Consider the following 22,249-nt stretch of genomic DNA (forward strand, 5'->3'; position numbering starts at 1 on the left):
TCAGAATTTGGCTGCTGTTTATTTCAGATATTCCAGTGCGCCGGTAGGACATGTGTCCGCGCACAGTCCGCCGCATCTGCTGCAAATGGAAGCCACATCCTTCTCGCGGAATTCCGGTTTGATGACGGTGTTAAAGCCGCGGTTGACAAGGCCTAAGAGACCTTCGCCGGCCACTTCGTCACACATGCGGACACAGAGGCCGCACAGGATGCATTTGCCCTGATCCCGGGCGATGACCTGGAGGCGGTTCTCTTTGAAGCAGGGGTGTTTCTCTCCTTCCAGCCGTTCCGGATGGATCGGAATTTCGTTGGCGTGACGGATCAGCTTGCAGTCCTTGTAATCAAAGCATCCGCATTCCATACAGCGGGACGCTTCGGCCCGGGCCATCTCTTCCGTAAGACCGAGGTTGACTTCGCGGAAGTCCTTGCGGGTAAGGGAACGGGAACGCCGGGGCATAACCACGCGTTTGGTTTTCTCCACATCAGCGAAATCCTCTTCGGTGGGATGGCGCTGGGACAGGTAGTCCGGACGGCAGTAAGCGTCAAATCCCAGCAGATAAGCATCGATGACCTTGGCGGACCGGTCAGCTTCGCCGATGGCATCCACAGCAATGGTAGCGCCCTTGTTGGTGGCTTCGCCGATGGCGAATACGCCTTCTTCTGAGGTGCGGAAGGAAATGGTGCTTGCGTCAATGGTACCCTTATCCAGCTTGGCAACCGCGTCAAATCCCTCTGCGTCAATGGTGTGCCCCAGGGCGGCAATCACGCTGTCAATGGCCAGGGTTTCGAATTTGCCTTCTACAGGAACCGGTCTGCGGCGGCCGCTTTCGTCCGGTTCGCCCAGTTCCATTACCTGCAGTTTTACACCGGTGACTTTGCCGTCGGTGCCGATGATTTCGGCAGGATTTGTCAGGAACTTGAACTGGATGCCTTCTTCCTGGGCTTCTTCGATTTCGATGTCTTCCGCAGGCATTTCGGCCCTGGTACGGCGGTAGATGACGTATACATTTTCCGCGCCGAGACGGATGGCGGTACGGCAGGCATCCATGGCGGTATTTCCGCCGCCGACGATGGCCACGTTTCTTCCGATGTCCGGAATCTCTCCGAGCGCTACTTCACGCAGGAAGTCTACGCCGCCGAGCACTCCCTTCAGATCTTTACCGGGGCAGCGCAGATCGATGCTTTTCCATGCGCCGATGGCGATGACAGAAGCGTCGTACTCGCTGCGGATCTGCTCCAGGGTAATGTCCCTGCCGATGCGGATATTGTTCTTCAGCTGAATGCCCATGGCGGAGAATACGCTGATTTCCTTGTCCAGGACCGCCTTTGGAAGACGGTATTCCGGAATGCCGTAGCGGAGCATGCCGCCCATCTGGGGCATGGCGTCCAGTACGGTGACTTCATGGCCGCGGATTCTCAGATAGTAAGCCGCGGAAAGGCCGGAGGGACCGCCGCCGATAATGCAGACCCGTTTGCCGGAAGAGGGGGCGGTTTCCGGGATGTAAGGATGGCCGGAAGCGTAATCCTGATCGCTGGCAAATGCCTTCAGCGCACAGATGGACAGGGGTTCGTCCACCAGGTTTCTGCGGCAGGCGGTCTCACAGGGATGCGGACAGATGCGTCCGATGCTGCTGGGGAAGGGAATCTTTTCCCGGATGATTTTCACCGCTTCGTGATATTTGCCCTGGGCGATTTCTTTCAGATAGCCCTGGCAGTCGGTGCCGGCGGGGCAGTTGATCGTACACGGACCGCGGCAGTCGCCTTCGTGGTCGCTCATTAAGAGTTCCAGCGCGATCTTTCTGGCCCGGAGGATACGGTCGGATACCGTATGGATCACCATGCCGTCAGTTGCTTTTGTGGCACAGGCGCGCAGGAGTTTTGGCATGCCTTCTGCTTCTACGGTGCAGAGACCGCAGGCGCCGTATATTTTTACACGTTCGTCATTGCACAGGGTGGGGATATTGATTCCGTTTTTTTGCGCAATCTGAAGAATTGTCTGACCTTTTGGGGCGGTCAGCTCTAAATCATCGATTGTAACTTTGATTAATTCCATTCTGATCTCCTTAATTTACGCTGATCGCTCCGAATTTACACTTGGTATAGCAGGTACCGCACTTGATGCAGTTTTCCTGCAGAATGGTATGGGGCTGCTTGACTTCGCCTTTGATGGTCTGAGTCGGACAGCTGCGTGCGCAGGCGGTACAGCCGATACACTTATCCGGATCGATGGTATAGGTCAGAAGCTCGGTGCATTCCTTTGCAGGACAGGTTTTGTCGCTGATATGGGCTTCGTATTCGTTGCGGAAGTAGCGGATGGTAGTCAGAACCGGGTTCGGTGCTGTCTGGCCAAGGCCGCACAGGGCGCCGTCTTTGACTGCGCTGCACAGTTCTTCCAGCAGTTCGATGTCTCCGGCTTTTCCCTTTCCTTCCGTGATGCGGGTCAGGATCTCTAACATCCGCCGGGTGCCGAGACGGCAGTGGACGCATTTGCCGCAGGATTCCTTGGCAGTGAAGTCCAGGAAGAATTTGGCCATATTTACCATACAGGTGGAGTCGTCCATGACAACCATACCGCCGGATCCCATGATGGCGCCGGTGGCTGACAGTGCCTTGTAGTCGATGATGGTGTCAAGCAGGGAAGCGGGAATACAGCCGCCGGAAGGTCCGCCCAGCTGAACGGCCTTGAATTCTCTGCCTTCGCGAATGCCGCCGCCGATATCGAAGATGACTTCCCGCAGGGTTTTTCCCATGGGGATCTCCACCAGGCCGCCCCGGCGGATCTTTCCGGTCAGGGCGAATACTTTGGTGCCCTTGCTGTTGGGGGTTCCCATGGCGGCAAATTTGTCGCCGCCGTTTAAGAGAATCCATGCGACGTTTGCGTAGGTCTCCACATTGTTGATATTGGAAGGGGATGCCATATATCCGCTCTGGGCAGGGAAAGGCGGTTTGAGGCGGGGCATGCCGCGCTCACCTTCCAGGGAAGCGATCAATGCAGTCTCTTCCCCGCAGACAAAGGCGCCTGCGCCTGCCTTGATCTGGATCTGACAGGAAAAATCAGTTCCCATGATATGACTGCCCAGATAACCGTTTTCTTCGGCTACTTTCAGGGCTTCGGTCAGACGCTGGATTGCCAGGGGGTATTCTGCCCGGACATAGACAAAGGCGTGATCGCAGCCGATGGCATAGGCGGCAATCAGCATACCTTCAATCAGGCTGTAGGGGTCGCTTTCGATGACCGCCCGGTCCATAAACGCGCCGGGATCGCCTTCATCGGCATTGCAGATCAGATATTTGTGTTCCCCTTCCGCGCTGCGGGCGGCATTCCATTTGAACCAGGTGGGGAAGCCGGCGCCGCCGCGGCCGCTGAGGCCGGATGTTTTCACTTCTTCAATGACTTCTTCCGGTGTCATGGAAGTAAGCACTTTTTTCAGAGCCTGGAACCCGTCGTCTGCGGTATAGTCTTCCAGATCAGTGGGATCAATGAGCCCGCAGTGGCGCAGGGCGATACGGGTCTGTTTTTCCAGAAATGAGCTGTCTTCCGGGGTGATTTTTAAATCTTCCACAGCGGAGAAATCGTTGGATACCGCCGCCTGGGCAATGTCAGCGCCTCGATCCGGCGGTACCTTCACCAGCCGCAGCGCAAGTGCGCCATCCTGATAGACATCTACGATGGGCTCCAGGAAGCACATGCCGATACATCCGGTAATTCCCAGGGATACCGGGCTGTCTGCCGGAAGTCCGGCCTGAATGGTGTCATATACTTTGGCTGCTCCGGCAGCAATGCCGCAGCTTCCCTCGCCGATTACGAGTTTTGTCATGGCTGGGCCTCCTTTCTGCGGTATTCGTTGAGAATTTCAATGGTTTTGGCAGGAGTCAGGGAACCGTAGGTTTCCCCGTTGATCATCATTACCGGGGAGAGGGAACAGCAGCCGAGACAGGCAACGTACTCTAAGGTGAAGAGTCCGTCCGGTGTGGTCTCGCCATCTTTGATTCCCAGCTGTTCTGTGATGGCTGTGCCGATTCGGTCGGAACCATTGACATGACAGGCAGTGCCCTTGCACAGATAAATCAGGTATTTGCCGATGGGCTCGAGACGAAACTGGGCGTAAAAGGTGGCACAGCCCATGATTTTCGCGGGGGAAATGCCGGTGCGCTCAGAAATATAGTAGATCGCATCCCCGGGAAGATAACCGTAGATTTCCTGGGTGTGCTGCAAAATGGTGATCAGGCTGCCCTGTACATCCGCGTATTGGTCGAGTACAGGATCCAGCAGCGACAGATCACATACAGTGCTGGTTGTGGCCATAGAGAACCTCCTTAATAAAATAAAATATATTAAATTATAACATTCTGCCTGGGAAAATGTGAAAGGTATTGAGCAAAATACACAAAACAATTTTTCATAGACACAACATTCAGTTGTATGTATGAAAAAAATGACGAAACCGAATGCCCGGAATCCGCATGCTGCGCACCGCCGGCGGAAGGAAGAGCGGAAGGCCGGTTTTTCTTGTGATTCTGCCGGTTCTGCGTTATAATTTGGATATCTGTGTTCTGGCCGGTTCAGAACAGAAAACTACTGATTGAATGGAAACAGAAAGGAAACACGCAGCGCGGGTCAGACCCTATGCGTGAAATGGAAAACATGAGCGAAATCAAAGTAACCAAATTAGGCGAATACAAGGGCGTGGAAGTTCCGAAAACAGAGATCACGGTTTCCGAGCAGGAGCTTCAGGATGAGCTGGAGCGCGCAAGAACCTATGCCGGAAAGCAGATTGACAAGGGGGACGCTCCGGCGGAAACCGGAGATACCGTTCAGATTGATTTTGTCGGTACCTTTGACGGGGAACCGTTTGAAGGAGGTTCCGGTGAAAACTATCCCCTGACCCTCGGCTCCGGTCAGTTTATCCCTGGCTTTGAAGAGCAGCTGGTGGGCGCGAAAAAAGACGATCAGGTCGATGTTACCGTGAATTTCCCGGAAAATTATCACGATGCGTCCTGCGCCGGCCGTCCGGCGGTATTCCATGTGACAGTACACAAGGTAACTGCCGTGGAACTTCCGGAACTGACGGATGAAGTCGTAAAGCAGATTTCCGGTATGGATACACTGGAGGAATTTAAGAAATACGTCCACAGCGAAATTACCAGAGCCAAGGAGCAGGAGGCATCCACGGAAAAGGAAAGCCGGATCCTTGAGAAAATTCTGGAAAATTCAGAAGTTGCCATTCCGGCGGAAGAAATTGACCAGCGGGCAGCTGTGTTGAAACAGAGCCTGGAAGGCAACCTGAAAAACAACGGATCCACCATGGAAGATTATCTGGGATATAATAATATTACCATGGAAGAGTTTGATAAGTTCAACCGGATCGACGCGGAAAGCATGCTGAAAGGCCAGGCAGTGCTGGGCGAGATTGCCAAAAGGGAAAACCTGACCTGCTCACCGGAAGAACTGGAAGAGGCCATGAGCTCCATGGCACAGCAGTACGGCATGCCGTTAGAACAGTTGAAAGGCATGATCGGTGAGGAGGGACCTCAGCTGATTCAGCAGGATGTGGTGTCCCAGAAGGCACTTCATTTTATTCACGCAAACGCAAAAGAAGTATAAGTATCAAAGGAAGCGAAGAGATTCATGGAGTCAAATGAGAAGCTGCAGCAATTGAGAGAACAGATGCGGCAGGCGGGAATTGATCTTTATATAGTACCTACTTCCGACTTTCACCAGTCGGAATACATCGGCGAGCATTTTATGGCTCGCCGGTTTCTTACCGGTTTTACAGGATCCGCGGGGACCGCGGTGATTACACAGACCCGGGCCGGACTCTGGACAGACGGCAGATATTTTGTCCAGGCGGCAGAACAGCTGAAAGGAAGCGGATTCACCCTGTTCCCCATGGGAGAAGAGGGCGTGGCCACCATCGGGGAATTTATCGAAGAAAACCTTCCCCAGGAAGGCGTGCTGGGCTTTGACGGACGGGTAATGGCCGCAGACCAGGCCCGCCGTTACGAAAAAATCGTCAGAGAACACAACGGCCGCATGGAAACCGGAAAAGACCTGGTGGGAAGGATCTGGGAAGACCGGCCGCCGATGCCCGCCACCAAAGCATGGATCCTTCCGGATGCTTACAGCGGGGAGACTGTGGCCTCCAAACTGTACCGGATCCGGGCGGAATTAAAGAAACAGAACGCAGATATTCACGTCATAAGCTCACTGACAGACATTGCATGGATCCTGAATATCCGGGGCAGTGACATTGCCCATGTGCCGGTGATCCTGGCATTCCTGATCATCAGTCAGAACCATGCGGATCTCTTTGTCCAGGACGATGTGCTGCCGCGGGAAGTGTTCAACTATCTGGCAGCCAGCGGGGTCAGGATTTTTCATTATGATACCTTCTACGAGACCCTTGCTTCCATTACCGCTTCCACAAAGGTATGGCTGGATGAAAAAGAAGTGAATTACCGCGCAGTGACCTCCCTGGATCCGCGGATTCAGATCATTGATCTTCCCAATGCGTCAGAGGGGATGAAAGCGGTGAAAAATGAAACCGAACTGGCGAATACGCGGATTGCCCACCGGAAGGACGGGGCAGCCATGGTGAAATTCCTCTACTGGCTGAAGACCCATGTGGGACGGGAGGAGATCACCGAGTATACGGCCGCCCGGAAACTGGACGAACTGCGCAGCCGGCAGGAGGGATTTCTGGACATTTCCTTTGACACTATCTGCGCATACGCAGAAAACGGCGCCATTGTGCATTATACCGCGGAGGAGGAGACAGCCAGGAACATCGAAGCCAGGGGTATGCTGCTGGTGGATTCCGGCGGTCATTATATGGAAGGAACCACAGACGTGACCCGTACCATTGTACTGGGTCCCCTGACAGAGGAAGAACGGAGACATTTTACCCTGGTCTGCATCAGCAATCTGCGTCTGGCCCACGCGAAATTCCTGTACGGATGCACCGGAATCAATCTGGATATTCTGGCCAGAGAGCCGCTGTGGCAGGACGAGCTGGACTTTAAGCACGGCACCGGACATGGGGTGGGCAATCTGCTGAATGTTCATGAAGGCCCGAACGCGTTCCGCTGGAAAACCACGCCGGAACGGCTGAAACGGGAGGTACTGGAAGCCGGGATGATTACATCGGATGAACCGGGCCTGTATTTTGAGGGAAAATACGGCATCCGGACAGAGAATGAGCTTGCCTGCATCCGCCTGGGCAAAAATGAGTACGGTCAGTTTATGGGCTTTGAAGTACTGACCTATGTGCCGATTGACCTGAACGGACTGGATCTTTCCCTGATGAGCGCACAGGATAAGACTCTGTTAAACGCGTACCATAAAGAAGTCTATGACCGGATCGCGCCGCTTCTGGATGAGGAAGAACGTCAGTGGCTGTACATCGTAACCCGCCCGGCGGAAGGATAGGCACAGCAAGGAGAGTCTATGAGCGACAAAATAGTATTAATTGACGGACACAGCATATTGAACCGGGCCTTTTTCGCCATCCCGGACCTGACCAATTCCGAAGGCCTGCACACCAATGCGGTCTATGGATTCCTGAATATTCTTTTCAAGATTCTGGAAGAGGAACAGCCCCAGTATCTGACAGTGGCTTTTGACCGGAGTGAACCGACTTTCCGCCACAAGATGTATCAGGAGTACAAGGGTACCCGGAAGCCCATGGCGGAGGAACTGCATCAGCAGGTGCCGGTGATCAAGGATCTGCTGCGGGCGATGGATGTGGAAGTCGTGGAACTGCCGGGTTATGAGGCAGATGATATCCTGGGAACCATCGCGCGGATCGCGGAAGAAAAGGATGTGGATGTGCGGATTATCTCCGGAGACAGGGACCTGCTGCAGCTGGCCACAGAACGGACGATGATCCGGATCCCCAAAACCAAGCGGACCGGTACGGAAATCGAGGATTACCTGGCACAGGATGTGATGGACCGCTATCAGGTCACCCCGGAGGAATTCATTGATGTAAAAGCCCTGATGGGAGACAGTTCGGACAATATTCCGGGAGTTCCGGGAATCGGGGAAAAGACGGCCACCAAACTGATCGTCCGGTATCACAGCATCGAAAATGCCTACGCCCACCTGGATGAGATTTCCCAGAAACGGGCGCAGAACTGCCTGAAAGAACATTATGATATGGCGGAACTGTCCAAAACACTGGCCACGATTGACCGGAACGCCCCGGTGGAGTTCAGCCTGGAAGAAGCCAGAATGGGCAGCCTGTATACGGAAGAAGCCTATCCGATTATGAAACGTCTGGAATTCAAGCAGTTTCTTCCGCGGTTTGAAGGGACTCCGGCATACGGGAACGCAGAGGAAAAGTTCCGCAGGATTACCGGCCGGCAGGAGCTGCAGGAGTTTCTGGACGGACTGGATCCGGAGACTGCGGCGGTTCAGATTTACCAGAAGCCGGAGCCGGCAGGGGGCAGCCGCAGGGGACACCGGGAAACTGCCGGCCAGCAGACCCTGGATTTTTCTGGGACAGAGATGTCCGGGGGCTGTCTGTACGGCGCTGCGTTCGGGGACGGAACCGGACAGGCGGCGTTTGTGCCGGCGGGCAGCCTGACGGACGCGGAGATCCGTGAGGAAGTCCGGCGTCTGGCGGATCGGGCCCTCCGGGTGATTTCGCCGGACCTGAAACAGCTGATCAAATTTGGCTGCCGGATCCCCCGGGAGAAGGCGGCGGACACGTCCATTGCCGCCTATCTGCTGAATCCGCTGAAAAATGCCTATACCTATGATGATATTGCCAGTGATTATCTGGGGGAAATGATTCCCTCTGAGGCGGATCTGTTCGGCAAAATGAAGCGGGAAAAGGCACAGAAGGAGAAACCGGAGGCCTTTGAAAAGATGGCCTGTTATGAAGTGTATACGGCGGCAAAGGCAAATGGGCCGCTGATGGACGCCCTGAAAGAACAGGACATGATGCGGCTGTACCGTGAGATTGAGCTGCCGCTGGTATACACACTGGCAGACATGGAACTGGAAGGCGTACGCGTGGACGGAGAGGCTCTGCATGCCTACGGAGAGCATCTGACCGGCCGGATTCAGGAGCTGGAGCAGGAGATTTATAAGCTGGCGGATGAGACCTTTAATATTCAGTCCCCCAAGCAGCTGGGAACGATCCTGTTTGAAAAGCTTCAGATGCCCTATGCGAAAAAGACAAAAACCGGGTATTCCACAGCTGCCGATGTGTTGGAAAAACTGGCGCCGGAATATCCCATCGCAGCCCGGGTGCTGGAATACCGGACCCTGACGAAACTGAAATCCACATATGCCGACGGTCTGGCAGGCTTTATCCGGGCAGACGGCAGGATTCACTCCAGTTTCAATCAGACCATTACCGCGACCGGAAGAATCAGCAGTACAGATCCGAATCTCCAGAACATCCCGATCCGGATGGAACTGGGCCGCATGATACGCAAGGTGTTTATCCCCAGGGAAGGCAGCGTGCTGATTGACGCGGACTATTCCCAGATCGAACTGCGGATTCTGGCCCACATGTCCAAAGACGAAAATCTGATCAGCGCTTACCGGCAGTCCAAGGATATCCACCGCATTACCGCCTCCCTGGTGTTCCATACACCGTTTGAAGAGGTGACGCCGCTGCAGCGGCGCAATGCCAAGGCGGTCAATTTCGGCATTGTTTACGGCATCAGTTCCTTCGGACTGAGCCAGGACCTGAGTATTTCCAGAAAAGAGGCCCAGGAGTATATTGCCAGCTATTTCGCCACCTATCCGGGGATTAAGATTTTCCTGGACCAGGCGGTGGAAGACGCGAAGGAAAAGGGATATTCCGTGACCATGTTCGGACGCAGGAGACCGGTGCCGGAGTTAAAGTCCGGCAATTTCGCCCAGCGGCAGTTCGGTGAGCGGATTGCCATGAATTCTCCGATTCAGGGCACTGCGGCAGATATTATCAAGATTGCCATGATACGTGTGCATGACCGCCTGGAGCGGGAAGGCCTTCAGTCGAAACTGATCCTTCAGGTCCATGACGAACTGCTGATTGAAGCGGAACAGACAGAAGTGGACGCAGTGAAAAAAATCCTGGAAGAAGAGATGTGCCATGCGGCAGACCTGTCTGTGGCGCTGGAGATCGATATGAAAACAGGAAAGAACTGGTACGAGGCACATTAGGAACAGGGATATGATTCGATTTATTGGAATAACCGGCGGAGTCGGCGCGGGCAAATCAGAGATTCTGCGCCATCTGGAAAAACACTACAACTGCATGGTGATGCTGACGGATGAGATCGCGCACCGCCTGATGGAACCGGGCACCGCCTGCTACAATCAGCTGGAAGAAGTCTTTGCCGATGACCGGGTCTATGAACCGGACGGCCGGTTCGACCGGCTGGCTCTGGCCAAGGTACTGTTTGAGCACAGGGAGAAACGCCGGCAGCTGAACGGGATCGTCCACCCGGCGGTCAAGCAGTATGTGATGGACGCCGCGGCGGAAGCCAGGGAAAACAAGAAACTGGATTTTGTTATTGTGGAATCCGCGCTGCTGATTGAAGAACATTATGATGAAATCTGTGATGAACTGTGGTATATTTTTACCTCTGAGGAGATTCGCCGGGAACGGCTGAAAATTTCCCGCGGATATTCCGATGAAAAAGTAGACGGAATTTTCGCGGCGCAGCTGACAGAGGAAGAATTCCGCAGAGAATGCAAAGTAATCATCGACAATAACGGCACAGTGGAAGAGAGCATCTGCCAGATTGACCGTGTGCTGTCAGAGTACGGGTACAGAAAATATGGAATTATGTAGTATTGCCAGCGGCAGCAGCGGAAACTGCATTTACGCGGGCACGGAAACGCATCACATTCTGATTGATGCGGGCATCAGCAAAAAACGGATCGAACAGGGACTGCACGGAATCGGCCTGAAGGCGGAGGAACTGGAGGGAATTCTCATTACCCATGAGCATTCGGACCACATCCAGGGCCTGGGCGTAATGGCCCGGAAATACGGGATCCCGATGTATGCCACACAGGGGACCATAGACGCCATCCGCAGAGCGGATAAAATCGGAAAAGTCGACTGGGAACTGTTCTGCCCCATTGAAAAAGACAGCGAATTTCAGATCGGCGACATTACCGTGCGTCCGATCCGGATTTCCCATGACGCGGCGGATCCGGTGGCGTATATTCTGAAGAATCAGAAGCAGTCCATGGGAGTGATCACAGATCTGGGAAAATATGATGATTATATTATAGACAATCTTCAGAATCTGGATGTATTATTATTAGAGGCCAATCACGATGTCAATATGCTGCAGGTGGGCGTGTATCCCTACCCCCTGAAGCGGCGGATCCTGGGCGAACGGGGACATCTGTCCAACGAGCTGTCCGGGCAGCTTCTGGGCGCTGTGCTGCATGACAATATGAAATGCGTGCTTCTGGGACATCTCAGTAAAGAGAATAATTATCCCAGACTGGCCTATGAGACGGTGCGGTCGGAGATTACCATGGGCGACAATCCGTATAAAGGAAGCGATTTCCCGATCGCGGTAGCCTCCCGGGAGAAACCGTCAGAACTGATTACCATATAAAAAGGAGAGAGCATGGAAAGAAAGACAGACAAGACAATTATCACTGTTGTAGGAAAAGATACCGTAGGTATTATCGCAAAAGTATGCACGTATCTGGCAGACAATCACATCAACGTGCTGGATATTTCTCAGACCATCGTACAGGGCTATTTTAACATGATGATGATCGTCGATATGGCGACTTCTGACAAACCCTTTGCCGACGCGTCTTCCGAGCTGACCAGTCTGGGAGAGGAGATCGGCGTAGCCATCAAATGTCAGAAAGAAGAAATCTTTGACATGATGCACCGTCTCTAAGAGAATATTCCGGAGGTATAATACACTATGATTAATATGTACGAAGTGAACGAAACCAATGAGATGATCGAACATGAGAATCTCGACGTTCGTACAATTACACTGGGCATCAGCCTGATGGACTGCATTGACGCAGATCTGGACACCCTGAATGAAAACATTTACAACAAAATGACACGTCTTGCCAGGGATCTGGTAAAAACCGGTCAGGAGATCGAAAAGAAATACCAGATTCCGATTGTCAACAAACGAATTTCCGTGACTCCCATTGCTCTGGTAGGCGCTGCGGCCTGCAAGACACCGGAAGATTATGTAACCATCGCAAAAACCCTGGACCGGGTGGCAGATACGGTGGGCGTCAACTTTATCGGCGGATATTCCGCTCTGGTATCCAAGGGAATGACCCATGCGGACGAACTTCTGATCCGCTCCATTCCAAAAGCGCTGGCCAGCACCAATCTGGTCTGCAGCTCTGTGAACCTGGGTTCCACAAAGACCGGAATCAACATGGACGCGGTACGTCTGATGGGCCAGGTCGTAAAGGAAACCGCGGAACTGACCAAGGAAAAGGATTCCTACGGCTGCACCAAACTGGTGGTATTCTGCAACGCGCCGGATGACAATCCGTTTATGGCAGGCGCCTTCCACGGCGTGACAGAAGCGGATGCCATCATCAATGTAGGTGTCAGCGGCCCTGGCGTAGTGATGAACGCGCTGAAAAAAGTCCGGGGCGAATCCTTCGAAGTACTGTGTGAAACCATAAAGAAAACAGCCTTCAAGATCACCCGTGTGGGCCAGCTGGTGGCGCGGGAAGCGTCCCGCATGCTGGATGTGCCCTTCGGGATTATCGACCTGTCTCTGGCACCCACACCGGCAGTGGGCGACAGCGTAGCAGGCATTCTGGAAGAGATCGGCCTGGAGTTTGCAGGCGCGCCCGGCACGACGGCAGCGCTGGCGCTTCTGAACGATCAGGTGAAAAAAGGCGGCATCATGGCTTCGTCGTATGTAGGCGGCCTCAGCGGCGCCTTTATCCCAGTCAGCGAAGACCAGGGCATGATCGATGCGGTCCGGGCAGATGCCCTTACCATTGAAAAGCTGGAAGCCATGACCTGTGTATGCTCTGTAGGTCTGGATATGATCGCGATTCCGGGCAGCACTTCCGCGGCTACCATTTCCGGCATAATTGCGGATGAGATGGCCATCGGCATGGTAAACCAGAAGACCACGGCAGTACGTGTGATCCCTGTGATCGGCAAAGATGTAGGAGACGAGGCGGAGTTCGGCGGCCTGCTGGGCTATGCGCCGATTATGCCGGTAAACCAGCATTCCTGCGAAGCCTTCGTGAACCGTGCCGGACGCATTCCCGCTCCGGTTCACAGTTTCAAAAACTAACGGCACCGTATCATTGCACAGGAATCCCGCTTCGGCGGGATTCTTTCTAAGGAGGAGAAAGAAAACTATGATTCAGGAATCCATCGCGAAGCTGTTAAGCAGCAATACCTATCCGGGCCGGGGGATTGTCATCGGCCGCACACCGGACGGCACCAAGGCAGTTGCGGCATACTTTATTATGGGACGCAGCGCCAACAGCCGGAACCGTATCTTTGTGGAAGACGGAGAAGGGATCCGCACGCAGGCGTTTGACCCTTCCAAACTGGAGGACCCGAGTCTGATTATTTACGCGCCGGTGCGGGTGCTGGGCAATAAAACCATCGTAACCAACGGGGATCAGACGGACACGATTTACGAAGGAATGGATAAGCAGCTGACCTTTGAACAGACGCTGCGCAGCCGGGAATTTGAGCCGGACGCGCCGAATTACACGCCCAGAATCAGCGGAATCATGCATCTGGAAGACGGCAGATACAGCTTTGCCATGTCCATCTTAAAGAGTAATCAGGGAGATCCGGACTGCTGCTGCCGCTACACTTTTGCTTATGAAAAGCCAAAAGCAGGCGAAGCCCGGTTTATCCACACCTATCAGTGCGACGGCAATCCGCTGCCGAGTTTTGAAGGAGAACCGGAGCTGACCGAGACTCTGGATGATCTGGACGCATATACGGAACTGCTCTGGAACAACCTGAATGAAGAGAATAAAGTATCTCTGTTTGTCCGTTACATTGATATCGCGACCGGAAACTATGAGACACGGATTGTCAATAAAAACAAATAAAGCGCAGAAGCAGGAGGATATTGTGAAAGAACTTGAACTGAAATACGGATGCAATCCCAATCAGAAACCTTCCAGAATTTACATGGAACAGGGGGAGCTGCCGATCCAGGTACTGAACGGCAGACCGGGCTACATCAACTTTCTGGATGCCTTAAACGGCTGGCAGCTGGTAAAGGAACTGAAAGAAGCCACCGGATATCCGGCAGCCACTTCCTTTAAACATGTGTCACCTGCAGGGGCTGCAGTGGGGACACCGCTGACGGAAGTGGAACGAAAGATTTACTGGGTGGATGATATGGGCGAACTGTCCCCTCTGGCTTCTGCCTACGCAAAGGCAAGAGGCGCAGACCGGATGTCTTCCTTCGGTGATTTCATCTCCCTGTCTGATGTCTGCGACGCAGATACCGCAAGACTCATCAAACGGGAAGTTTCCGATGGTGTAATCGCTCCGGGATATGAGCCGGAAGCCTTGGAAATCCTGAAACAGAAGAAGAAGGGCAATTATAACATTATCCAGATCGATCCTTCCTATCGTCCGGATCCGGTAGAGCATAAGCAGGTCTTCGGAATTACTTTTGAACAGGGACGCAATGAGCTGCCGATCAACCGGGAACTGCTGGACAATGTGGTAACTGAGAACAAAGAGATCCCGGACAGCGCGAAAACAGACCTTCTCATTGCCTTGATCACATTAAAATACACCCAGTCCAATTCCGTCTGCTATGTGAAAAACGGACAGGCAATCGGAATTGGTGCCGGACAGCAGTCCAGAATCCACTGTACCCGTCTGGCAGGACAGAAGGCGGACAACTGGTTCCTGCGCCAGTCCCCGAAGGTGCTTGGCCTGCAGTTCGTGGATGGCCTGGGCCGGGCAAACCGCGACAATGCGATCGACGTGTACATCGGCGAGGAATACGAAGATGTGTTGGCAGAAGGCCAGTGGCAGAAGATCTTTAAGGTAAAACCGGAGGTTTTCACCAGAGAAGAGAAAAAAGCCTGGCTGGCAAAGAATACCGGCGTGGCCCTTGGATCGGACGCATTCTTCCCCTTTGGGGACAATATTGAGCGTGCCCACAAAAGCGGCGTGAAATATATTGCGGAACCGGGCGGATCCATTCGTGACGACAACGTCATCGAAACCTGCAACAAATACCAGATGGCTATGTGCTTTACAGGCATTCGGCTGTTCCATCATTAAGAGAAACGCAGATACGGAAAATAAAAATGCTCAGATCACCAAAACGGCGGTCTGAGCATTTTTTATTTTCCGGCTTACGCCGGCAGGGCAGCGGCAGCATCTGCTGTTTCGCCCGGATCCGCGGCTGTCGGACAGCCGGACGGATCCGGGGAAATATATGAGCAGCCAGCTGTTATTTCTCCTGTGCTTCCTCTGCCTCTTCTTCTTTGATGGCAGTGGATCCTGCAAGATGGAAGGAGATCAGCAGGTCATCCTGGTGAACGGAATCACCCGGCTTGACGTAAAGCTTGTCGACGGTACCGTCTACCTTGGATACCACTGTGGTCTCCATCTTCATGGCTTCTACCGTAAGCAGAGCCATGTTCTTGGTGACTTTCTGGCCTTCTTTTACAAGAACTTTTCCGACGGTACCCGGGATCGAAGAACCAAGGTGCTGCGGGTTGTTCTTGTCGGCTTTCAGCTTGTTGTCGGTCTTGACTTCCAGTTTCTTATCCAGAATACGAACGGTACGCATGGAGCCGTTTACCAGGAACATCAGGTTGCGGTATCCGTCTTTGTCCGCATCGCTGGCTTCCAGATATTTGATCAGGAGTTCCTTGCCTTCGCCGATCTTCAGATAGGTTTCCTCGCCTTTTCTGAGACCGAAGAAGTATACGTGGCTTTCCAGACGGGTGACGTCGTTGAACATTTCCACATGCTCCAGATAGTCTTCGTATACTTTCGGATAGAGGGCGTAGGAGATGGCTTTCATCTCCATTACATCATCCGGCTTGTCTTCGAAGTGGTATTTCTCGATGAGCATCTTTTTGATTGCCTCGAAATCTACCGGTTTCAGATGTTTGCCCGGACGGTCGGTCAGGGGCTCGATATCTTTCAGGACGATTTTCTGCAGTTCTTTCGGGAAACCGCCATAGGGCTGACCCATCATACCCTGGAAGTAGGATACAACGGAATCCGGATAGGAAAGTCCGGCGCCTTCGGTCAGGATATTGTCTTTGGTCAGGTTGTTTTTGTACATGAAGATAGCCAGATCGCCCACTGCCTTGGAGGTAGGGGTAACTTTGACAATGTTGCCCAGAAGATCGTTGGCATCTTTGTACAGAGATTTGATCTGCTCAAATTCATCCGCGGATCCCATGGACGCAACCTGTGCCTGCAGGTTGGAGTACTGTCCGCCGGGGATCTCGTATTTGTAGATTTCGGCATTGGGGGACTTCATGTCGCTTTCGAAGCCCGCATATACCTTGCGGACATGGCCGTAGTAACGGCTCAGTTCGTCCAGTTCCTCGAAATCCAGGCCGGTATCCCGCTTTGTGCCCCGCAGGGATTCCACCACGGCGTTCATGGAAGGCTGGCTGGTCAGGGAAGACATGGACTCGATGGCCAGGTCCACAATATCGCAGCCGGCTTCCGCAGCCATCAGTACCGTGCTGACACCGTTGCCGGTGGAGTCGTGGGTATGCAGATGGATCGGGATGTGCAGTTCGCTCTTTAAGGTGGTAATCAGTTCTTTTGCGGCGGTCGGACGCAGAAGGCCTGCCATGTCCTTGATGGCCAGGGAGTGGATACCGAGAGCTTCCAGCTGTTTTGCGTGTTCTACATAGTAGTCCAGGGTGTATTTGGTTTCGTTCGGGCTGATGACATCGCCGGTGTAGCAGATGGTGCCTTCGACGATCTTGCCGGTTTTTAATGCTTCCTCAATGGGCATTTTCATATTTTCCACCCAGTTCAGGGAGTCGAAAATACGGAATACATCAATACCCTGTTCCGCGGAGATACGGATGAATTCACTGACCACATTGTCGGGATAGTTGGAATATCCCACTGCGTTGGATGCACGCAGAAGCATCTGGATCAGAGTGTTTGGCATACGTTCCCGCAGCAGCTGCAGTCGTGTCCAGGGGGATTCCTTCAGGAAACGGTAAGCCGTGTCGAAAGTCGCGCCGCCCCAGGCTTCTACGGAGAAAGCATTGCGCATGAACGCGTTTGTAGCATAAGCGGCACCGCACAGATCCTTGCTTCGCATACGGGTGGCCATCAGAGACTGCTGGGCGTCGCGCATGGTAGTGTCGGTAACGTAGAGCTTATCGTCTTTCAAAATCTTCTGCATCAGGCCTTTCGGTCCCAGTTTTAAGAATTCGTCGCGCATGCCATATACCGGTTTGCTGCGGTCCAGTTTCGGAAGGACACGGTTTTCAAAAGTACCTTTATTGCCGGCGCTTTCGTTGAGGATCTTGTCGCCGATGAATTCGATGATTTTGGTGGCCCGGTCCTGACTCTTGGTGAGTTTGAACAGTTCCGGCGTTTCCTCAATGAAAGTGGTATAGCATTTGCCTTCCTGGAAAACCGGATGGTTCAGAACGTTTACCAGGAACGGGATGTTGGTTTTTACTCCGCGGATACGCATCTCGGTCAGGGCGCGGAGCGATTTGCGGATGGCAACATCAAAGGTTCTGGCATGGGATACGACTTTTACCAGCAGACTGTCATAGAAAGGTGATACGACAGAGCTGGTGTATGCGTTGCCGCCGTCCAGACGGATACCCTGTCCGGAACCGGAACGGTATACCGTGATTGTACCGGTATCCGGCAGGAAGTTGTTGGCCGGATCTTCGGTGGTGACACGGGTCTGGATCGAGTAGCCGTTGGCTTTGATAGATTCCTGGTTCGGAATGTTGACTTCCGGGGAATCCAACGGATATCCCATGGCGATGAGAATCTGGGATGCCACCAGATCGATGCCGGTGATTTCCTCGGATACGGTATGTTCCACCTGGATCCGGGGGTTCATCTCGATAAAGTAAGGATTGTTGTCTTCGTCCACAAGGAACTCGCAGGTACCCGCGTTGCGGTAGTTTACAGCCTTGCAGAGACGGATCGCGGAATCAAAGATGATCTGGCGGGTCTCATCCGGCAGAGAGAAGGCAGGCGCGTATTCCACGACTTTCTGGTGGCGCCGCTGAACCGAACAGTCACGGTCAAACAGATGCACCACATTGCCGTAGTTGTCGCCCAGTACCTGAACTTCCACATGCTTCGGGCCGCGCAGATATTTTTCGATGAAGATTTTGTCATCACCGAAGGCTTTTTTTGATTCGTTCTTTGCTTCTTCAAATTCCTGAGCAAGGGAATCCAGATCATTGACGATACGCATGCCGCGTCCGCCGCCGCCGTTGGAAGCTTTCAGCATAATGGGAAAACCGACCTGCTGCGCAATTTCCCGGGCTTCCTCATAGGTCTTGATGGAATGGTCGACACCGGGAATAATCGGTACTTTTGCGTCGATGGCCATCTGCTTGGAAGAGATCTTGTCTCCCATAGCGTTCATGATTTTGCTGGACGGACCGATGAATACAATGCCATTCTGCTCGCAGGCATCGACAAAGTCAGGATTCTCTGACAGGAAGCCGTAGCCGGGATGAATAGCGTCAACGTTGTTAGCCAACGCAATCTTAATGATCGTGTCGATATCAAGATATGCGTCGATAGGACCTTTCTCAGGGCTCAGCGGGAAAGATTCGTCAGCTTTGGAACGGAACATCGCGTAGCGATCCTCCTTGGAATAGATGCTGACCGTGGTGATTCCGAGCTCGGACAGGGCACGGAAGACACGAATCGCGATTTCGCCGCGGTTTGCTACCATAACCTTTTTGAAAGGCTTGATTTTAACCTCACTCATGACATACTCCTTAAAGTTAATTTTGTTGACAATTATTTTCCGTGAATGGAAAATATTCCCCAATAGTAAATCAGCAATTCCGATAGCATTGCCAATAACCATAATTATATGAAATTGTAAAGAGAATTGCAAGCGAAACAGAAAGAAGATGTACGGATTTTTGTACAAAAAAGATACACGATTCTTAGTTGTGATAAAACGTTAAAGTGAAAAAGCGCTCAGCGGTAAATCAGCGGATGGCGGAAATCATTCAGACAGGGCCTGCCGGTTTTCCGGGTCAGAGCCGAGTGGTAGACAGCGGAAGCGGTCAGGTCGTTCTGCAGCAGGCGGGAGGCAGCGGGAGACAACTGCTTAAATCCGGCGCGAACAGAAGTGATGACAGGGACGGAGGACTGTCGGTTCAGGGAAGCGAGAAGCGGGGAGGCGGCGCGGCGGAATCCGAGAATTCTTGCGTAGGGAGCATAGTTCTGTTCCTGAAACAGTTCAAAGAGCTCTGTGTCGATGCCCAGCAGGATCTGCGTCAGATAACGGTTGACAGCGGTAAGGGTCCGGTTCCTGGTTTTTAGGGCTTGGGCGAACGACGGCCAGTCCGTATAGGTTTCCAGGAGCGCACACAGGCGCTCTGCCAGGCGGGGCTCCCGGGAGAAACGGCGGGGCAGATCTGCCTGTCGGGTAAGCAGCGCGTACTGCAGCAGATGGGAAAAGTCTCCGGCAGTTACGGTTTGATGGGTGGATACGGCCCGGCGCAGCAACTTTTCGGCTGGGGGCGGCATGAGGGAGGACCATACGGAAGAATCTGCGGAATCCGACAGGAGCTGGCGGATCGCGGCGGCGGAGGCGGTGTTTCCGCTGACGGAGGTGCTGTGATAGCCGGGGCCTTTGCGCGGGATCATACAGGGCTTCATAGAGTCGGCAGAATGTCCGCCGCTGCTGCGCATCAGGGCTTTGAGGTATTCCAGCGCCAGGATGTTGTTCGGGGCTTTCAGCAGGTCAGACAGCTCCTGCTTTGTGCATGAAATCCCGGCGGAGACGGCAAAGTCCGCCCGCAGGGCTTCCGCCCGTGCCCGGGGAAAGGTCATGCCCTGTCTGAGCCCCTCTGCCAGTGCCAGGCGGAAGGTATGGCTTTCCTTATATAAATGCTCTGCGCACAGAAGCAGCAGTTCCTGCTCCCGGGGCGTGCCCGCTTCACAGCCGAAACTGACAAAATCTGCAATTCCCAGGGCCTCCAGCAGCCGGATGCCGCTTTCGGCAAAGGTTTCCGCGCTGGAGACGGCGCCTGCTGCTGGCAACTCCAGCACAAGGTCCGCGCCGCACTGCAGTGCCATGTCCGCCCGGGTGTATTTGTCTAAAAGGGCGGGCGCGCCCCGCTGCACGAAATCCCCGCTGATCACGGCGATGATATAATCCGCGCCGGTTTTTCTGCGGGTTTCGGCGATGTGGTAGGCATGTCCGTTATGAAAGGGATTGTATTCGGCTATGATTCCTGTGACGGTCATTTCTGGCTCCGCTTCTGCAAGTGATGGGGTATCACTGTTGATTATAAAGGGGAAAGAAGGAAAAAAACAGATTTTTTTCCAGAACCATCCGGAGAATCGGGGGAATACTCCTTGCGAATATCCGAAATACGTATATAATATTTATGTATGTGTTTTCACATTTTCACAAAGAGAGAAGGGAGTAATACACGAATGAAAGTATTAGTAATCAACTGCGGAAGCTCATCACTGAAATATCAGCTGATCGATTCCGAAACAGAAGCTGTTCTGGCAAAGGGGCTCTGCGAGCGTATCGGAATTGACGGCGCGCTTACTTATCAGAAAGCAGGAGAAGAAAAGGAAAAATCCACCCCTGCCATGCCGACACATAAGGAAGCGATTCAGCTGGTGCTGGATGCCCTGGTGAACCCGAAAACAGGCGCCATCAAGGATCTGAGCGAAGTAGAGGCAGTTGGACATCGTATCGTGCATGGCGGCGAGAAATTCGCGTCCTCCGCAGTCATTAACGAAGAGATGATCAAAGCAGTTGAAGAGTGCAACGACCTGGCTCCGCTGCACAATCCGGCAAACCTGATCGGTATCCGCGCATGCCAGGAACTGATGCCGGGCGTACCGATGGTAGGCGTATTTGATACCGCTTTCCATCAGACCATGCCGGAAAAAGCATATCTTTACGGACTTCCATACGAGTATTACGAAAAATATAAAGTAAGAAGATATGGCTTCCACGGAACCAGCCACAGCTTCGTTTCCAAACATTTCGCAGAGTTTGCAGGACTGGATCTGAATCATTCCAAGATCATCGTGGCTCATCTGGGCAACGGCGCTTCTGTCAGCGCAGTCGTAGACGGCAAGTGCGTAGATACTTCCATGGGTCTTACTCCGCTGGAAGGTCTGGTTATGGGTACCCGTTCCGGTGATATCGATCCGGCAATCATGGAATTCATCGCAAACAAAGAAAATCTGGACATCGCCGGCGTTATGAACGTACTGAACAAAAAATCCGGCGTACAGGGAATTTCCAAAGTGTCTTCTGATTTCCGTGATCTGGAAGAAGGCATGGAAGCCGGCAACAAGCTCTGCGCAGCAGCCATTGAAGTGTTCAGCTACCGCGTGGCAAAATACATCGGCGCCTATGTGGCAGCCATGAACGGCGTGGACGGAATCGCCTTCACCGCAGGCATCGGCGAGAATGCTCCGCTGGTACGCGAAAAAGTAGTTTCCTATCTGGGTTATCTGGGCATCACGCTGGATCAGGAGGCAAACGGACACAGAGGAGAAGATCTGATGATCTCCACAGCGGATTCCAAAGTGAAAGTCGCTATTATTCCTACCAACGAAGAACTTGCAATCTGCCGTGAGACGGCTGCCCTGGTAAAATAATCTGCCGGATTTCCGCAATTACCGGAAAGATCCGAAAAGATTCCTGCATACAGGCTATTGACATTTGGTCTGCAGTTCTGTATAATTGTCAGCGTGTCTTATGAAATTTACGCAAGTTTATATATAGGAGGTGTTTCACATGTCTATTTGTCCAAAGAATAAATCTTCCAAAGGAAGACGTGACAGAAGAAGAGCGAACTGGAAGATGAGCGCTCCGACACTGGTTAAATGCAGCAAATGCGGCGAACTGATGGTTCCCCACCGTGTCTGCAAAAACTGCGGTTCTTATAACAAACGTGAGATCATCTCCGTTGATTAATTGAATGAAGTAAACTGGAGGAGGCTGTCAAATCTGACAGCCTCCTTTTGTGCGTCTGGAAGTATCAGACATTTTTGCGTTTTTTAACAAAATGAACGACAGTTTTGTGTTAAAATGATAAAAAC

At 53.0% G+C, this 22,249-nt stretch carries 16 protein-coding genes; 11 read left to right on the forward strand and 5 right to left on the reverse strand.

Going from position 1 to position 22,249, the window contains the following annotated elements; all coding sequences use genetic code 11:
• Positions 1-18: 18 nt before the first annotated feature.
• Genes CXIVA_RS10320 through nuoE form a run of 3 tightly spaced genes read right to left on the reverse strand, consistent with a single transcriptional unit; the run spans position 19 to position 4,305 of the window.
• On the reverse strand, positions 19-2,052 hold the full coding sequence (locus tag CXIVA_RS10320; protein WP_013977973.1) for an FAD-dependent oxidoreductase: 2,034 nt from the start codon (positions 2,050-2,052) through the stop codon (positions 19-21).
• Between the two features lie 10 nt (positions 2,053-2,062).
• A complete protein-coding gene (locus CXIVA_RS10325) occupies positions 2,063-3,817 on the reverse strand; it encodes an NADH-quinone oxidoreductase subunit NuoF (protein WP_013977974.1) in 1,755 nt (584 codons plus the stop codon).
• Positions 3,814-4,305: an NADH-quinone oxidoreductase subunit NuoE gene (gene nuoE, locus CXIVA_RS10330; protein WP_013977975.1), complete on the reverse strand. Its 492-nt coding sequence runs from the start codon at positions 4,303-4,305 to the stop codon at positions 3,814-3,816. Before nuoE ends, CXIVA_RS10325 begins: the two co-directional genes overlap by 4 nt.
• Before the next feature lie 321 nt (positions 4,306-4,626).
• Here nuoE and tig point away from each other — a divergent pair, with 321 nt between their 5' ends.
• The 9 genes from tig to CXIVA_RS10375 all read left to right on the forward strand — a co-directional run bounded on the left by tig (position 4,627) and on the right by CXIVA_RS10375 (position 15,247).
• Positions 4,627-5,604 carry a trigger factor gene (tig, locus tag CXIVA_RS10335; RefSeq protein ID WP_050979242.1) on the forward strand — a complete coding sequence of 326 codons (978 nt, stop codon included), beginning with the start codon at positions 4,627-4,629 and terminating at the stop codon, positions 5,602-5,604.
• Between the two features lie 24 nt (positions 5,605-5,628).
• Positions 5,629-7,428 carry an aminopeptidase P family protein gene (locus CXIVA_RS10340; protein ID WP_013977977.1) on the forward strand — a complete coding sequence of 600 codons (1,800 nt, stop codon included), beginning with the start codon at positions 5,629-5,631 and terminating at the stop codon, positions 7,426-7,428.
• Positions 7,429-7,446: 18 nt separating this feature from the next.
• Entirely contained in the window at positions 7,447-10,161 is a 2,715-nt protein-coding gene (gene polA / locus CXIVA_RS10345; protein WP_013977978.1) for a DNA polymerase I, read from the forward strand.
• Positions 10,162-10,171: 10 nt separating this feature from the next.
• The gene (gene coaE, locus CXIVA_RS10350; RefSeq protein ID WP_013977979.1) at positions 10,172-10,795 is read left to right on the forward strand and encodes a dephospho-CoA kinase; all 624 of its coding nucleotides are present in this window, start codon (positions 10,172-10,174) and stop codon (positions 10,793-10,795) included.
• On the forward strand, positions 10,782-11,579 hold the full coding sequence (locus CXIVA_RS10355) for an MBL fold metallo-hydrolase (RefSeq protein ID WP_013977980.1): 798 nt from the start codon (positions 10,782-10,784) through the stop codon (positions 11,577-11,579). The genes coaE and CXIVA_RS10355 overlap by 14 nt, the downstream gene beginning before the upstream one ends.
• Positions 11,580-11,591: 12 nt before the next feature.
• The gene (locus tag CXIVA_RS10360; RefSeq protein WP_013977981.1) at positions 11,592-11,876 is read left to right on the forward strand and encodes an ACT domain-containing protein; all 285 of its coding nucleotides are present in this window, start codon (positions 11,592-11,594) and stop codon (positions 11,874-11,876) included.
• A 27-nt stretch (positions 11,877-11,903) separates the two neighbouring features.
• On the forward strand, positions 11,904-13,268 hold the full coding sequence (locus CXIVA_RS10365) for a PFL family protein (protein ID WP_013977982.1): 1,365 nt from the start codon (positions 11,904-11,906) through the stop codon (positions 13,266-13,268).
• A gap of 67 nt (positions 13,269-13,335) precedes the next feature.
• Entirely contained in the window at positions 13,336-14,049 is a 714-nt protein-coding gene (locus tag CXIVA_RS10370) for an IMP cyclohydrolase (RefSeq protein WP_013977983.1), read from the forward strand.
• Positions 14,018-15,247: a phosphoribosylaminoimidazolecarboxamide formyltransferase gene (locus CXIVA_RS10375; protein WP_278244600.1), complete on the forward strand. Its 1,230-nt coding sequence runs from the start codon at positions 14,018-14,020 to the stop codon at positions 15,245-15,247. The genes CXIVA_RS10370 and CXIVA_RS10375 overlap by 32 nt, the downstream gene beginning before the upstream one ends.
• A gap of 172 nt (positions 15,248-15,419) precedes the next feature.
• On the opposite strand, the gene CXIVA_RS10380 is transcribed toward CXIVA_RS10375, so the two are convergent.
• A complete protein-coding gene (locus CXIVA_RS10380) occupies positions 15,420-18,926 on the reverse strand; it encodes a pyruvate carboxylase (RefSeq protein WP_013977985.1) in 3,507 nt (1,168 codons plus the stop codon).
• A 218-nt stretch (positions 18,927-19,144) separates the two neighbouring features.
• The gene (locus CXIVA_RS10385) at positions 19,145-20,422 is read right to left on the reverse strand and encodes a nucleotidyltransferase family protein (protein WP_013977986.1); all 1,278 of its coding nucleotides are present in this window, start codon (positions 20,420-20,422) and stop codon (positions 19,145-19,147) included.
• 192 nt (positions 20,423-20,614) lie between these two features.
• Between CXIVA_RS10385 and CXIVA_RS10390 the strand changes: the two genes are divergently transcribed.
• A complete protein-coding gene (locus CXIVA_RS10390) occupies positions 20,615-21,805 on the forward strand; it encodes an acetate kinase (protein ID WP_013977987.1) in 1,191 nt (396 codons plus the stop codon).
• A gap of 139 nt (positions 21,806-21,944) precedes the next feature.
• On the forward strand, positions 21,945-22,124 hold the full coding sequence (rpmF, locus tag CXIVA_RS10395) for a 50S ribosomal protein L32 (RefSeq protein WP_013977988.1): 180 nt from the start codon (positions 21,945-21,947) through the stop codon (positions 22,122-22,124).
• Positions 22,125-22,249: the final 125 nt, after the last annotated feature.

The organism is Clostridium sp. SY8519 (assembly GCF_000270305.1).
In the GTDB taxonomy this organism is placed as follows: domain Bacteria; phylum Bacillota; class Clostridia; order Lachnospirales; family Lachnospiraceae; genus SY8519.

Excerpts from the sequence above, each read along its gene's own strand:
- CXIVA_RS10375 (WP_278244600.1), top strand. The coding sequence starts at position 14,018 with ATGAGACACGGATTGTCAATAAAAACAAATAAAGCGCAGAAGCAGGAG.
- coaE (WP_013977979.1), top strand. The coding sequence starts at position 10,172 with ATGATTCGATTTATTGGAATAACCGGCGGAGTCGGCGCGGGCAAATCA.
- rpmF (WP_013977988.1), top strand. The coding sequence starts at position 21,945 with ATGTCTATTTGTCCAAAGAATAAATCTTCCAAAGGAAGACGTGACAGA.
- CXIVA_RS10360 (WP_013977981.1), top strand. The coding sequence starts at position 11,592 with ATGGAAAGAAAGACAGACAAGACAATTATCACTGTTGTAGGAAAAGAT.
- polA (WP_013977978.1), top strand. The coding sequence starts at position 7,447 with ATGAGCGACAAAATAGTATTAATTGACGGACACAGCATATTGAACCGG.
- CXIVA_RS10340 (WP_013977977.1), top strand. The coding sequence starts at position 5,629 with ATGGAGTCAAATGAGAAGCTGCAGCAATTGAGAGAACAGATGCGGCAG.
- tig (WP_050979242.1), top strand. The coding sequence starts at position 4,627 with ATGCGTGAAATGGAAAACATGAGCGAAATCAAAGTAACCAAATTAGGC.
- CXIVA_RS10385 (WP_013977986.1), bottom strand. The coding sequence starts at position 20,422 with ATGACCGTCACAGGAATCATAGCCGAATACAATCCCTTTCATAACGGA.
- CXIVA_RS10365 (WP_013977982.1), top strand. The coding sequence starts at position 11,904 with ATGATTAATATGTACGAAGTGAACGAAACCAATGAGATGATCGAACAT.
- nuoE (WP_013977975.1), bottom strand. The coding sequence starts at position 4,305 with ATGGCCACAACCAGCACTGTATGTGATCTGTCGCTGCTGGATCCTGTA.
- CXIVA_RS10320 (WP_013977973.1), bottom strand. The coding sequence starts at position 2,052 with ATGGAATTAATCAAAGTTACAATCGATGATTTAGAGCTGACCGCCCCA.
- CXIVA_RS10355 (WP_013977980.1), top strand. The coding sequence starts at position 10,782 with ATGGAATTATGTAGTATTGCCAGCGGCAGCAGCGGAAACTGCATTTAC.
- CXIVA_RS10390 (WP_013977987.1), top strand. The coding sequence starts at position 20,615 with ATGAAAGTATTAGTAATCAACTGCGGAAGCTCATCACTGAAATATCAG.
- CXIVA_RS10325 (WP_013977974.1), bottom strand. The coding sequence starts at position 3,817 with ATGACAAAACTCGTAATCGGCGAGGGAAGCTGCGGCATTGCTGCCGGA.
- CXIVA_RS10380 (WP_013977985.1), bottom strand. The coding sequence starts at position 18,926 with ATGAGTGAGGTTAAAATCAAGCCTTTCAAAAAGGTTATGGTAGCAAAC.
- CXIVA_RS10370 (WP_013977983.1), top strand. The coding sequence starts at position 13,336 with ATGATTCAGGAATCCATCGCGAAGCTGTTAAGCAGCAATACCTATCCG.